Annotated in this window: 15 protein-coding genes; 6 read left to right on the top strand and 9 right to left on the bottom strand. The window is 63.7% G+C overall.

The genetic code is table 11. From position 1 onward, the window contains the following. Positions 1-27 precede the first annotated feature (27 nt). Entirely contained in the window at positions 28-420 is a 393-nt protein-coding gene (locus AC1DXM_RS02285) for a VOC family protein (RefSeq protein WP_477231558.1), read from the bottom strand. 32 nt (positions 421-452) lie between these two features. Continuing rightward, the gene (locus AC1DXM_RS02280) at positions 453-875 is read right to left on the bottom strand and encodes a hypothetical protein (protein ID WP_477231557.1); all 423 of its coding nucleotides are present in this window, start codon (positions 873-875) and stop codon (positions 453-455) included. A gap of 112 nt (positions 876-987) precedes the next feature. Between AC1DXM_RS02280 and AC1DXM_RS02275 the strand changes: the two genes are divergently transcribed. Beyond that, the gene (locus AC1DXM_RS02275; protein WP_477231556.1) at positions 988-1617 is read left to right on the top strand and encodes a TetR/AcrR family transcriptional regulator; all 630 of its coding nucleotides are present in this window, start codon (positions 988-990) and stop codon (positions 1615-1617) included. Further along, on the top strand, positions 1614-2252 hold the full coding sequence (locus AC1DXM_RS02270) for an MOSC domain-containing protein (RefSeq protein WP_477231555.1): 639 nt from the start codon (positions 1614-1616) through the stop codon (positions 2250-2252). Before AC1DXM_RS02275 ends, AC1DXM_RS02270 begins: the two co-directional genes overlap by 4 nt. A 61-nt stretch (positions 2253-2313) precedes the next feature. Here AC1DXM_RS02270 and AC1DXM_RS02265 read toward each other — a convergent pair whose 3' ends face one another. The 3 genes from AC1DXM_RS02265 to AC1DXM_RS02255 form a co-directional block, all read right to left on the bottom strand. After that, the gene (locus AC1DXM_RS02265; protein WP_477231554.1) at positions 2314-3156 is read right to left on the bottom strand and encodes an SDR family oxidoreductase; all 843 of its coding nucleotides are present in this window, start codon (positions 3154-3156) and stop codon (positions 2314-2316) included. A gap of 151 nt (positions 3157-3307) precedes the next feature. Further along, entirely contained in the window at positions 3308-4267 is a 960-nt protein-coding gene (locus tag AC1DXM_RS02260) for an aminotransferase class IV (RefSeq protein WP_477231553.1), read from the bottom strand. Continuing rightward, positions 4264-5781 carry an HAL/PAL/TAL family ammonia-lyase gene (locus AC1DXM_RS02255; protein WP_477231552.1) on the bottom strand — a complete coding sequence of 506 codons (1518 nt, stop codon included), beginning with the start codon at positions 5779-5781 and terminating at the stop codon, positions 4264-4266. The genes AC1DXM_RS02260 and AC1DXM_RS02255 overlap by 4 nt, the downstream gene beginning before the upstream one ends. 112 nt (positions 5782-5893) lie before the next feature. Here AC1DXM_RS02255 and AC1DXM_RS02250 point away from each other — a divergent pair, with 112 nt between their 5' ends. Continuing rightward, complete coding sequence (locus AC1DXM_RS02250) at positions 5894-6400, top strand: hypothetical protein (RefSeq protein ID WP_477231551.1); 507 nt, start codon at positions 5894-5896, stop codon at positions 6398-6400. Between the two features lie 60 nt (positions 6401-6460). Here AC1DXM_RS02250 and AC1DXM_RS02245 read toward each other — a convergent pair whose 3' ends face one another. Together AC1DXM_RS02245 and tsaA are read right to left on the bottom strand one after the other, a co-directional pair. After that, entirely contained in the window at positions 6461-6775 is a 315-nt protein-coding gene (locus tag AC1DXM_RS02245; RefSeq protein ID WP_477231550.1) for a DUF2293 domain-containing protein, read from the bottom strand. Next, the gene (gene tsaA, locus AC1DXM_RS02240) at positions 6772-7278 is read right to left on the bottom strand and encodes a tRNA (N6-threonylcarbamoyladenosine(37)-N6)-methyltransferase TrmO (protein WP_477231953.1); all 507 of its coding nucleotides are present in this window, start codon (positions 7276-7278) and stop codon (positions 6772-6774) included. Before tsaA ends, AC1DXM_RS02245 begins: the two co-directional genes overlap by 4 nt. A 167-nt stretch (positions 7279-7445) precedes the next feature. On the opposite strand from tsaA, the gene AC1DXM_RS02235 reads away from it, so the two are divergent. Together AC1DXM_RS02235 and metF are read left to right on the top strand one after the other, a co-directional pair. After that, positions 7446-8468, top strand: a complete 1023-nt coding sequence (locus AC1DXM_RS02235; RefSeq protein ID WP_477231549.1) for an ArsR/SmtB family transcription factor — start codon at positions 7446-7448, stop codon at positions 8466-8468. Next, positions 8468-9385 carry a methylenetetrahydrofolate reductase [NAD(P)H] gene (gene metF / locus AC1DXM_RS02230; RefSeq protein ID WP_477231548.1) on the top strand — a complete coding sequence of 306 codons (918 nt, stop codon included), beginning with the start codon at positions 8468-8470 and terminating at the stop codon, positions 9383-9385. The genes AC1DXM_RS02235 and metF overlap by 1 nt, the downstream gene beginning before the upstream one ends. Positions 9386-9791: 406 nt before the next feature. Here metF and AC1DXM_RS02225 read toward each other — a convergent pair whose 3' ends face one another. Continuing rightward, on the bottom strand, positions 9792-10709 hold the full coding sequence (locus AC1DXM_RS02225) for a DMT family transporter (RefSeq protein WP_477231547.1): 918 nt from the start codon (positions 10707-10709) through the stop codon (positions 9792-9794). 212 nt (positions 10710-10921) lie between these two features. Here AC1DXM_RS02225 and AC1DXM_RS02220 point away from each other — a divergent pair, with 212 nt between their 5' ends. Next, complete coding sequence (locus AC1DXM_RS02220) at positions 10922-12142, top strand: alanine racemase (protein WP_477231546.1); 1221 nt, start codon at positions 10922-10924, stop codon at positions 12140-12142. On the opposite strand, the gene AC1DXM_RS02215 is transcribed toward AC1DXM_RS02220, so the two are convergent. Then, complete coding sequence (locus tag AC1DXM_RS02215) at positions 12139-12870, bottom strand: SDR family oxidoreductase (protein WP_477231545.1); 732 nt, start codon at positions 12868-12870, stop codon at positions 12139-12141. The two genes, AC1DXM_RS02220 and AC1DXM_RS02215, sit on opposite strands and share 4 nt — an antisense overlap. Positions 12871-12900 lie beyond the last annotated feature (30 nt).

Here is a 12900-nt window from a genome sequence, read left to right as displayed (position 1 = left end):
TTCAGGTAAGAAGATCGTGCTCCACGCTCATTGCCCGGAGAACATCCACTGCACGCCGAACGCGTCGATCAGCATGCCGAAGCTGGTTCCCCAAAATTGCCGTGCCAGCGGTACAGTGATCCGGCCGCCTGAGGCCATGCGGTCGAAAAACTCCCGCATTTTGGCCGGATCGTCGAACTCCAGCATCATTGCGGAGCCCTTCATCGGCTCCGCATCGTCATTGTCCGAGGCATGAAACAGCACGCCCGGACCTTCGAATCGCGCATGCAGCACCTTTCCCCGCATGGCTTCGGTTCGCACCGGCATGCCGTTGTCGCCCCAGCGCAGCAGGATGGTTGCCCGACCGAGGCCGCTCTCTTCGTAGAAGGCCAGCGCTGGCTCGCAATTGGTAGTGAAGAACAGCGAAGGGGAGAGCCGCATCTAGTTGGGTCCTGCTCGGTGCGCTTGCCGCATCACTGCGCTGCCGCGGTTGCGGCCGCGATGAGCGCGTCGCCGGTGTATTGCCTGTCACCGATGCCCCAGCCGCCGTCGGGCGCGTTGACGATGTTGACCCAGGTGTTTTCGGGCCTGTGACCAGGCACGCAGAGATCGGCGACAATGCTGGCGGCAGTGGTGATGAAGGCGCTGCGGGCTTCAAGCGAGCCGAGGCCGATGTTGGGCAATTTCAACTCGACCATGACGACGGGCCGATTGGCACCGCCGGCATAGATGTGGTGCGGCGGCAGGATGTGGACCGTGCCGCCGACGATGGCGGTAAAGAACGCATTGCCGGTGGCGCCGGAGGCTTCGATCAGGGCGGCGCTGAGACGCGGCAGGATTTCGCGCTCTCCCGCCGGGGTCAGTACGCCTTGCGGTGCGGTCACGGTGATGGGCATTTTTCTATCCTCTCCTGGAGATCGCATGGACTGCAGTTGCTGCTTGCCATGTTTCGTATCGATTGTTACGTTATGGAGGGAAAGCGAGTCAACAGGTTTCATAACGATCGCTATGGATAATTTGGAAAAGCCGCGTGGCGGCCGGCCGCGTGCCTTCGACCCCGACCGGGCGCTGGATGCGGCAATGCATCTGTTCTGGGAGCATGGCTATGAGGCGACGTCGCTCACCATGCTGCGCGAGGCGATGGGGCTGACGCCGCCGCAGATCTACAATGCCTTCACCGACAAGGAGACTTTGTTCCGCAAGGCGCTTGAGCGCTACCACCAGACAGAGATCGGCTTTGCGCTGGAAGCATTGAGCGCGCCGGTGTCGACGGGGGAGGCGATCCGGCGGTTACTGCTCGGGGCGGCGGAAGCCTATTCGAGACCCGGCAAGCCCGGCGGCTGCCTGTTTGTCAGCGGCGCGCTGGCGACCTCTCCCCAGGCGCAAGCCGTTGCCGACGAGCTCAAGACCTATCGCAAGGCGAGCGAAGCGGCGATCGCCGAACGGCTGGCGCAGGGCAAGGCAAAGGGCGACCTGCCGGAAGGCTTCTCCGTCGAGGGCTTCGCCAAATACCTGGCCGGGACCATGAATGGCATGTCGATCCAGGCGCGAGACGGCGCTTCGGTGGAAGAGTTGCGCGCTTTGGCTGAAACGGCTCTTGCGGCTCTGCCGGTCGGGGAGCAAAAACCAAAGGCATGATTCAAAAACAGAACGCCGCAGCGGACCTCTTCGCGGAATCCGAGAAGCCGGTCGAAATCATTCCTGCGAAGAAGCTTTCCGCCCGCGCGGCGGCGCTCTACGTCGCGCCATCAGATCACTTCCAGACGCGTGCGGTTCAAGAATTGCAGCTCGGCTTCGACGGCATCGATGGCGACTTCCACGCTGGTGCCACTCGGCGCTCCGGCGGGCGCGAGCCCTGGTACCCGCGCGGCACCGAAATGCGTAACGAGCGACAGGTATCGATTGTCGCGGCGGACGAGCTCGCCGTCGTCGCTAAGCGGATGGGCCTGAAGGAGATCAAGCCGGAATGGATAGGCGCCAATCTGCTGATCGAGGGCGTTCCGCATCTGTCGATGTTGCCTTCAGGCACGCTGCTGTTCTTCAAAGGCGGGGTAACGATCAAGGTCGATGCGCAGAATGGGCCTTGCCGCCTTGCCGGGCGTTCGGTCGCCGAAAATGCGGGGATGGCCGATCATGAGACGGGCGCGCTGGCCTTCCCGAAGGCGGCGAAGCGGTTGCGCGGCCTGGTTGCCTGGGTCGAGAAACCGGGCAGCATCACGGTCGGCGAAGAGATCTCGGTGCGCGTGCCGGAGCAGTGGATTTATCGACCGTAGTTCCACGATACGAGAGCCGGCTGCGCCGCCGGGACGGCGCAACCGGATTTAACAGAAATGTTCAGGCCGCCTTGCGGTTCTTCTTCGCGCCCTGCGCCTCGATGGAAACGTGGTCCCACTTTTCCCAAAGCGCGATGCGGTTGGCGTATTCCTGTTTGATCATCGGCAGGCCGCCGTCGCCGAAGAACACGCGCAGCGGTGGCTCGGCCGCGTCGACGATTTCGAGCATTGCCGGTCCAGTGGCCTCGGGATCGCCGGCCACGGCGCGGCTGCGGCGCTCGGCCATAGCGGCGCGGGCGGGTGCATAGGCCTCGATGGCTTTCGAGGTCTTGGCCGAGGCACCGGACCAGTCGGTCGAGAAGCCGCCCGGCTCGACCAGCGTCACATGGATGCCGAACTCGGCGACTTCCAGGCTGAGCGACTGGCTGAACGCTTCGAGCGCCCATTTCGAGGCGTGGTAGAGGCCGAGCGAGGCAAAGGCGTTGACGCCGCCGATCGACGAGATCTGGATGATGTGGCCGAAGCGCTGCGCCCGCATGATCGGCAGCGCCGCCTGGGTGACCCAGAGCGCGCCGAAGACGTTGGTCTCGATCTGGTCGCGGGCTTCCTGTTCGCTGACTTCCTCGATGGCGCCAAAATGGCCGTAACCGGCATTGTTGATGACGACGTCGAGCCGGCCAAAGCGCTTGTGCGCCTCGGCTATTGCCGCATCGACGGCTTTCTTGTCGGTGACGTCGAGCTTTATCGCGGCGATGTTGTCGCCGTATTTGGCGACGAGATCGGCGAGCGTGCCGGCATCGCGGGCGGTTGCAGCGACACGGTCGCCACGGGCGAGCGCTGCCTCGGCCCAGACGCGGCCAAAACCTTTCGACGATCCGGTGATGAACCAAACCTTGCTTGTCATGATGTGGAATCCTTGCCCATGCGGGCCGTGAATTGGGGATGGAAACGGAGGCTTCTCCGTTTCTGCCATATACGGCGCATCGCGCGATTTTCCAGAGGCGAGGAGGAATCTTTTTGCCCCGACCATCCGGCTGAGCAAGGCGCTCGGCTGGTCAGGGGTAGCGTACCGGACTCGACCAGGCCGGGTCGTCATGCTTTTGCCAGTAGAGCGCCATTAGCCGGCTGGTGATTGCGCCTATCTTGCCGTCCGCGACAGGCGTGCCGTCGATCACCGTCACCGGCATGATGCCGCCGGCGGTGGAGGTGATGAAGACTTCGTCGGCTCCCTTCAGCGCGGCAACGCTGACATCGGCCGCGGCGGCGGCAAGGCCGGCTTCGGCGCAGAGATCGAAGACAGTGCGCCTGGTGATGCCGGGCAGCACGCCAATGGCCGGCGACGACAGGTTGCCATCCTTGACGCAGAACACGTTGAAGCCGGGGCCTTCGGCGACATTGCCGTTGAAGTCGAGAATGAGCGCCGTCTCGGCGCCGCAGTCATAGGCGTCGTAGAGACCGCGCACCAGGTCGAGCCAGTGGTAGTTCTTGATCGCCGGGTCGATCGAGGCCGGCGGAATGCGCACCTTGTCGCTGATGGCGACATGCAGTCCACGCCGCAACTGCTCGGCATTGGCGACCGAACCGAACGGCACGGCAAATGCCATGAAGCGGTTGATCGCCTGGCGCGGATCGCGGCTGAAGGTCGGCGAAGCGCCGCGCGTGCACAGCATCTCGACGTAGGCGGCGCGGTGGCCCGAGAGCGCCACGCAATTGTGCAGGATCTCGCTGACGCCATCGCGGTCGAACGGGACCGTCATGCGCAATTTCTGCAAGCTGGCGAAGAAGCGGTCGAGATGCAGGTCGAGGCGGAAGAAGCTGCCGTCCCAGACATGCACGGTGTCGTAGGTGGCGTCGGAATGCAGAAAGCCCCAGTCCAGCACCGAGATTTTTGCCTGCGACATCGGCAGATACTGGCCGTCGAGGAAGGCGATGCCGTCGGGATAGGAATGCGGATCGATATGGCGGGCTGAAACGGAAGGCAGTCCTTTGGGTTGCGGGTCGGTGGTGCTGCTCATCTAGCCTCCTTTTGTCCAGCGCTGTCGCTGCCGGCGATCATTGCGGCGATGCCAGCGACATCGCTGCCCAGTTCCCGGTCCTCCTCAAGCGGGGGAACGCGCTCGCGCACCGCCTTGTAGGCCTCATCCGCGCCACGGCCCAGTCCGTCCGTCACGCCGCGGATCTCCACGGCGTAGGCCGAAGCGATCAGCTCCATGGCGATGAGGTAGCGCAAGCGTTCGACGATCAGGCTCGTCTTGGCAATCACCGCCGGCGCCATCGAGGACTGGTCCTCGATCCAGTCGGACACCGCGATCGGGGTCAGCGAGACCGGGTTGGCCAGGAAGCGGATTTCGGCTTCCATGGCGGCAACGGGTTTTTGCAAAATGGCAAAGCCGATGCGGTTCTGGCCCTGCGCCGCCAGGAAACGCGGCAGTTCCGACACGGTGGGGGACATCAGCTTGATCGTCCGGTTGGCAATACCTGCCGCGGCGTGCGCCATAGCCTGGCCGAGCCGCTCCCAGGCGAGGGCGAAGGCGGTCATGTCGAAATTGCCTTGCGACACGATCCTGTCCTCGCTGGTCAGCACGACCGGATTGTCGCCGGAACTGGCGAGCTCGATTTCGGTGGCCGTGCGGGCTTCGTCGATCGCATGGGTCAGCGCGCCCCAGACCTGCGGAACGCAGCGATAGCTGAGCGGGTCCTGGATGCGCCGGGCAGCAGCTTGCGCAAACAGCGCGCTGCCTGCCAAGAGGTCGCGCAGTTGCGCCGCCATCGCCCGCTGGCCAAAGGCGGGCCGTGCCGCCATGGCCGCGTCGTCGAGCGCGCCGAGATTGGCGCGGAACGCCTCGAAGTTCAGGGCGACCGCTTTCAGCGACCAGGAAAATGCGCGCTCTATGTCTTCGAGCGCCAGACAGGCTTGTGCGACCGACAGGCTGTTGGCGACGATGATGGCATGGCCATCCTTGGCGCGGATGTCGAGCGGTTTTAGCCCGGCGCGCCTGAGCGCCTCGGCCGCCGGTATGGTCTCACCGCCATAGTCGGCCTCACCCTGACCAAGCAGGCCCAGCGTCAGATGCGCGAGTGGCGCCAGATCGGCTGCACCCAGCGAGCCAAGCGACGGCACGACGGGATGCACGCCGGCGTTGAGCGCCGTAACCAGCCCTTCGAAGACGGCAGGCGAAATACCGGTGCCGCCGGCGGCCATACCGGCGATCCGCACCGCCATCATGGCGCGCACGGCCTCCTGCGGCAAAGCCGGTCCGAAGCCGACGGAATGACCCAGCGAAACCCGCCTTTGATAGGCGACCAGATCCGCGTCGCTGAGCGGCGTATCGACGGCGGCACCCAGTGCGGTGGTCAGCCCGTAGACCGGACGATTTTCAGCCGCATGGCGCTCGATCACCGCGCGGCTGGCGCGGACCAAGGCGTCGACCTCCGGCGAGATTTCGACCCGCGCGTTGCGGCGGGCAATGGCGGCGATGTCGCGCGCGCTCAGCGGTGTGCCGGTCAGCCGGACAGGTGATGATGTCATGCAAGGATTCCCCTCAATTCGGCTTGGACAAAGCCTCGGCCTGTCGATGCATGCTGGCTGCCTCATTAGACTTGCCTTATGCTGCCTGCGGACATCTTGCCGGGAGGGGACCATGGGCAAGCGGCTCGGCGCCATCATTTTTGCGACAGTCATTTTCGCCACAACGGGAAACGCGTCTGCTCAGTGCGCTCGCGAGGGAGAGGAGCTGTGCCAGAACGGCCAGACCTATCGCTGCGAGAAGACAGGCAGCGAACTGACGCCGATCTTCCAGAACGTGCCTTGCGTGGTCAACGCGACGGGGCTCAACGGCATCTGGACCGGCAGCGGCCATCAGAGTCCGGCTGGGGCTGCCGGCGCCGACTGGGCGATCGCCATGACCATCGGCGATGGCGCTGCGTCGATCGATTATCCTTCGCTTGGCTGCGGAGGATCCTTGACCCAGATTTCCCGGGACGACAGCTCGGCGGAATACCGCGAAAACATCACCTACGGTCAGGACAAGTGTATCGACGGCGGCGGCATCACCGTCCGGTTCTTCAAGGGAAACCTGTCCTGGACCTGGGTCGGGCAGGCCGACGGCCAGCCCTACAACGCCGTTGCGGTGCTGAGCCGGCAGTAGCCTAATGCATGTCGCTCAAAAGTGGTCCCGGTTTTGAGAGAACGACATGCACAAAAACAGTCATTCCTCTTCATCGTCGGCGTCGAGCAGGCGGGTGGCGCGCCAGCGGGTCAGCACCATGTTGGTCTGCTCGATGACGAAGAACCGCGCCGAGTCGCGGTCATAGCCCTCGGCCAGCAGCTTTTCATAGTCGGTATGGCCGTGCCTGATGTGGGCTATCGTTGCCAGCCATACGGCAATGCCCGGCGGCAGCGTCTTCATATGCACAGCCCCGGCGTCGGCGCGGATTTTCTCCATGTCGGCATAGGGCGCCAGCGGCAGCAGCGCGGTCAGCGCCTTGGCGATGGCGCGGCGACGGCCGGTGGGCGCGCTCATGCCTCGTCGCGCCCGGCAATGGTCGCCTCGGCGAAGGCGTCAGTCGAGGCGAAATAGGGTTTGATGTCGATGACGGGCGTGCCGTCAAGCACATCAATGGCGTCGATGTCGATGCGGCCTGTATCGATGTCGACAGCGATCAGCTTGGCTATGTGCAGTCCGACCGGATTCGGCCGGGCAGGGGAGCGCAGCGAGAAAACGCCTTTCGGTTCAGCCGCATGGCGGGGTTTTTGCACAATCAGTCCCCGCGGTGCGTGATGCAGCCAGGATAGGATGATGATGTGGCTGGCGCGCTCCAGCGCAAGCAGGCCCCCACGATAGGGTGGGTCGATGAAAACCGTCGCCGCCTGTCCGGTTTCGCGGGCCGCTCTCATGTTCTTCGGGCAGCTTTCCCTGGATGTCCATGGCGAGGCGACGCGGCCGATGAACACGACGTGGCCATCGGGCGACATGTCGGCCGGGTCTGACTGCAGGAGCTTTTCGCCGTCGCGCGTCTCGAACATGGCTTTCGCCTCTAGCACAAGTTTCCAGTCGATCGTGACGGAAAAGCGCTTCCTGGGCATGGAGATCACGCGTGCGGCATTTTCTTGTCAGGAAGCGACATAGGCCTTGCCATGTCGTCAAAGCTGACATAAACATATGTTTATATCTTTTCAACGAGAATACGCCAATGCATGTCTCGCTCGATACGATGGTGGATACGTTGAAGGCGGCGGCCGAATCCAGCCGCCTGCGCATCCTGGCGCTGTTGTCGCGTGGCGACCTTACCGTGTCCGATCTCACCGAGATCCTCAGCCAGTCGCAGCCGCGCGTGTCGCGCCATCTGAAGCTGCTGATGGAAGCAGGGCTGATCGGCCGCTACCAGGAGGGCTCATGGGCGTTCTTCCGGTTGTCCGATACGGATTCTGCCCGCGACTTCGTCATGGGGCTGGTGTCAGGCATTCGCGGCGCCGATCCGCAGGTCGAGCGCGATCTCGAGCGGCTGGCTGCCGTCAAGCGCAAGCGCCAGGATCGTGCGGCGGAATATTTCTCCGAAAACGCCGCCAGCTGGGATCACATCCGCTCGCTGCATGTGCCGGACCGTGCCGTGGAGGCAGCGCTGCTCAAGCTGGTCGGCAAACGGCCGTTCCAGTCTATGCTCGATCTTGGCACCGGCACCGGGCGGCTGCTCGAAATCTTCTCGCCGCTCTACCGGCGTGGGGTCGGTATCGACATGTCGCGCGAGATGCTGACGGTGGCGCGCGCCAATCTCGACAAGGCCGGCATTGCCAATGCGCAGGTTCGCCAGGGCGACATTTTTGCGCCGCCGGTCGAGCGCGATGCCTTTGACCTCGTCACCATCCATCAAGTGCTGCACTATCTCGATGACCCCGCCCGTGCCATCCGCGAGGCGGCGAGGCTGCTGCGGCCTTCGGGCCGGCTGGTGATCGTCGACTTCGCGCCGCATGCGCTGGAGTTCCTGCGCGACCAGCATGCGCATGTCAGGCTGGGCTTTTCCGACCGGCAGATCTCTGAATGGTTCGCCGAGGCCGGGCTCGACCTTGAAGACAGCCAGGAATTCGAGCCGCGCGGCGGCAACGAAGCCAGGCTCACCGTCAAGCTGTGGCTCGGCCGCGACCGCCGCTTGCTGATCGCCGAACCCTCAAACGACACACTGCCGGCCAAAGCATACCAAATTGGGGAAACCGCCTGATGAACCAGTTCCGATTTTCCCGCCGTCCCGACATTGGCGACAAGGTCCGCGTCTCCTTCGAGTTCTTCCCACCGAAGACTGATGAGATGGAGGCGCGGCTGTGGGACACCGTCACAAGACTGGAGCCGCTGAAGCCGAAATTCGTTTCGGTGACCTATGGCGCGGGCGGCTCGACGCGCGAGCGCACGGCGCGCACGGTCAAGCGCATCCTCAACGAGACGACGCTGACGCCGGCGGCGCACATGACCTGCGTCGATGCTGCACGCCATGAGGTCGACGCCGTGGTTCGCGAATTCGCCGAGATGGGCGTCCGGCGCTTCGTCGCCTTGCGCGGCGATCCGGCGGCGGGCGTCGGCACGGCCTACCGGCCGCATCCCGATGGCTATGCCAATGGCGCCGAACTGGTCGGGGCGCTGAAGAATGCCGGCGATTTCGACATTTCGGTCTCGGCCTATCCGGAAAAGCATCCGGAAAGCCCTGACTTCGCCACCGACTTCGACATGCTCAAGCGCAAGGCCGACAATGGCGCAACGCGGGCGATCACCCAGTTCTTCTTCGATAACGATCTCTATGAGCGTTACGTCGAGAAGGCGCGCCGCGCCGGCATCTACATCCCGATCGTGCCCGGCATCCTGCCGGTGCACAATTTCACCCAGGTCGCTAATTTCTCGGCACGCTGCGGTGCGCTGGTACCGGCATGGCTGGCCGAGCGCTTCGAGGGACTGCAAAACGACCCGCAGACGCATGCTTTGGTGGCATCGGCCGTGGCCGCAGAGCAGGTGCTCGACCTTGTCGAGCGCGGCGTCAGCGATTTCCACTTCTACACCATGAACCGGGCCGACCTGGTGTTCGCGATCTGCCACATGATCGGCATCCGCTCCCACGAAACAGAGGCAGCCGGATCGGCGGCAGCCTGAGGTTCGTGGTATGAAATCTGAAATGCAAAAGGCCGGGCGAAAAACCCGGCCTTTCGAATTTGTGGGCTAGTTGCTGCTATCTTCTTCCGCTCTGGCGGTTACGGAAGAACGCCTATGATAAGGGCGCCAATGAAGGCAAATGCAGCACAGATCATCAATGCGTTGATTGGCCTGGTAAGTCCCATGTCATAGCCTCCTCTATGAAAGAGCTATGGACGGAGTCTAGGGTCATTTGTGCCACAGGCAAGCGGAAAATATGCTGCAATGCGACGCGATTGTGGAATTTGCGACCTGCCGCTTGGTGTTAGGCATTGAAACTCTTCGGCAAATGCCCGCTGGCGGGCTGTGAATAAATTGTGACGGGTCTGTGGCAGAAGCGTGGCATGGCAGCGCTACCATCCCAGTTTTAGCGCCGACCGAACAGCCGTCCGTCGATCGTCACCAGGCCGAAGGCGATCAAGGCCATGCCGCAGAACTCGAACAGAGCGAGCCGCTCGCCGAGGAACAGCAGGCCGAGCAGGATGGCGCTAGCCGGGACGATGAGCGTGACCAGCGAGGCGTTGGTGGCGCCGGCAGAGGCGACGAGATTGAAATAGAGGATGTAGGCGAAGGCGGTGGAGAGCAGTGCCAACGCCAACACCGCCGCCCAGACCGGCGGCGAGACCGAGAACAGGCCGGCCGGGCCGTAGGTGAACAGCACCACCGGGATCATGATGATGGTCGACGCCGTCAATTGTCCGGTGGCGATGACGGGCGAGGGCACGCCCTTGAAGCGGCGGGCGATCATCAGCGCAACCGCGTAGGACAGCGAGGCGCCGATCAGCGCGAACTTCGCCCAGACCGGGCCGCCGAGCCCGGCCAGCAGGCCGGGGCCGATCATGACCGCGGTGCCGGCGATGCCGAGCCCGATGCCGGCAAGCTTGTTCCACGACAGCTTTTCGTCCGATGTCAACGCATTGGCGAGGATCAGCGTCCAGAACGGCGTCGTTGCATTGAGCACCGAGGCGACGCCGGCGCCGAGCGCGGTCTGGCCGGCGAAGATCAGCGAGAACGGCACGACATTGTTGGCGAGCGCCAGGAGGAAAAACAGGCCGGCATGCGGAAAGGCGAGGCGGAAGGACGGGCCGCGAATGGCGAGATAGAGCTGCAGCGCAATGGCCGCGATGGCGACGCGAAACAGCACCAGCACCAGCGGGTGCATCTCGGCAACGGCGATGCGGGCAAAGAAGAATGAACCGCCCCAGATTGCGCCGAGCAACAGAAGCTGGCCCCAGTCCCTGAGCGTCATCGGTCCGCGCTGCACGGATGTCGTGGCAATTGCCATCGTGACAGGTCCTTCCCAAGACGGCATGAATGCCAGCCGCTCAGGCAGAAGGCATATCGGGTTCGGCGACAAGGGCCACCCGAAACCTGATCGTTGGCAAACGCTCGATCCGACGCTAGTCGAAGCGTCAGTGCCCGCCAGACACAGAATTGTTTTCTTTAGCCGCTAGCTTGGATTAATTGTGCGCAGCCGAGAAGTCAGGGGATTCGTCCATGCAGCGATTCGAGAATGCCCGCGAGGCGGCGCTGGCGCTTCGTCCTGACGACCCGGTCTACTGCTTTCGCCCGCAGGTGCTGAAGGCGGACGCCAAACAATTCATGGGCATGTTTCCCGGCAAGACCGCCTATGCGGTCAAGACCAATGGCGAGCAGATCGTGCTGAAGGCGCTGGTCGAAGCCGGCGTTACCGCCTTCGACGTGGCCTCGCCCGGCGAATTCGCCGCCGTGCGCGCCGTCTCACCCGATGCCGAGATGCTTTACATGCATCCGGTCAAGGCGCAGTCGGACATCAAGCTGGCGCTGGAGAAATACGCCATCCGCGTCATTTCGCTCGACCATGAGGACGAGATCACCAAGCTGACGCGCGTGGTGCGGGCGCTCGACATCGATCCGGGCGCCATCAGCGTCTTCGTGCGCATCCAGACCAAGGGCTCGGCGGCTTATGAACTGTCGAAGAAATTCGGCGCCGGGCCGGCCTATGCGGTGGAGCTTGCCGAGCGGCTCAACCGCACCGGCTACAAGGTCGGGCTTTGCTTCCATGTCGGCAGCCAGATCGAGGATCCCGACACCTATGAGCGGGCGCTGGCCTCGGCCGACTGGGTGCGCAACCGGCTGACCTTCGACGTTGCCGGCCTCGATGTCGGCGGCGGTTTTCCCGCCGAATATGGCCATGACCCCAACCGCAAGCAGATCGAGATGCCGTCGCTCGGCCAGATCATGTCGCGGCTGTCGGGCGACCTCAGGGAATATCAGTTCGACCAGATGCCGCTGGTGGCCGAGCCCGGCCGGGTGATCGTGGCGCGCTGCCTGTCGCTGATCGTGCGCGTGCTGTTGCGCAAGGGCAAGCGGCTCTACATCAATGACGGCATCTGGGCGTCGCTGTCGGATTCATGGACCGGCAAGATCACCCTGCCGGCCCGTTTCATCCCCGACCCGGCGATCCGCTCGCGCAATGGCGAGGAAAAGAACATCGTGCCGTTCAAGGTCTGCGGCGCGACCTGCGATTCCGTCGACATTCTGTCCAGGCCATTCTGGCTGCCGGAAACCGTCGACACCGGCGACTGGATCGAGATCGGCCATATCGGCGCCTACTCGCTGTCGCTGCGAACCCGCTTCAACGGCTTTTATCCCGACACCTTCGTCGAGGTGACGACACCCTTCGACGAAGGCGACGCGCCGCAAGGGTTTGCCAGCCTGGAGACGATGGCGGATTAGGCCACCCCGCCACCGGCCTGGATATTCTCGCCGGTCAGCCAGCGGGCCTCGTCGCTGGCCAGGAAGACCGCGATATCGGCAACGTCGCGTGGCGCACCGATCCTGCCGAATGGCGACATACCGGCCGCCACGGCGCGATCGCGCTCGGGAAGCAGGTCCGTATCGGTGAAGCCCGGCGACACCGCATTCACAGTGATGCCGCGCGGCCCGAGTTCACGCGAGAGCACGCGTACGAACTGTTCGACGGCGCCCTTGCTTCCGAGATAGAGCGCCGTCTGCGTGAAGAACATCTTGGTGCCGCCGGTGGAGATTGCGATGATGCGGCCGCCGTCTCGCACGCGACGCGCTGCTTCCTGAAGTACGAAGAAGGTGCCCTTGGCATTGGTGCCGAAGACATGGTCGAAATCGGCTTCGGTTGCCTCGGTCAGAAGTTTGATGACGGCGACGCCGACATTGGCAACCACGATATCGATCGCGCCGAACTCACTCTCGGTCTCGTCAAACAGACGGCGGATATCCGAAACGCTGGACATGTCGGCTTGGATGGCGACCGCTTTTCCTCCCTTGCCGGCGATGGCGGCCACGACCTCGTGAGCGGCTTCGTGGTTGCCGACATAGTTGACGATGACGGCAGCGCCCTTGGCCGCGAGCCCTTCGGCGATGGCTCGCCCGATGCCGCGCGAACTGCCGGTGACGAGTGCGGTTTTGCCTTGCAAGGACTTGGACATGATACGTTTCCTTCAATCATTCAGGCCCGC

It is taken from the genome of Mesorhizobium sp. P3_A2, from assembly GCF_056403115.1.
The sequence above is the reverse complement of the archived record's forward strand: the minus strand, read 5'-3'. Positions and strand labels throughout refer to the sequence as shown.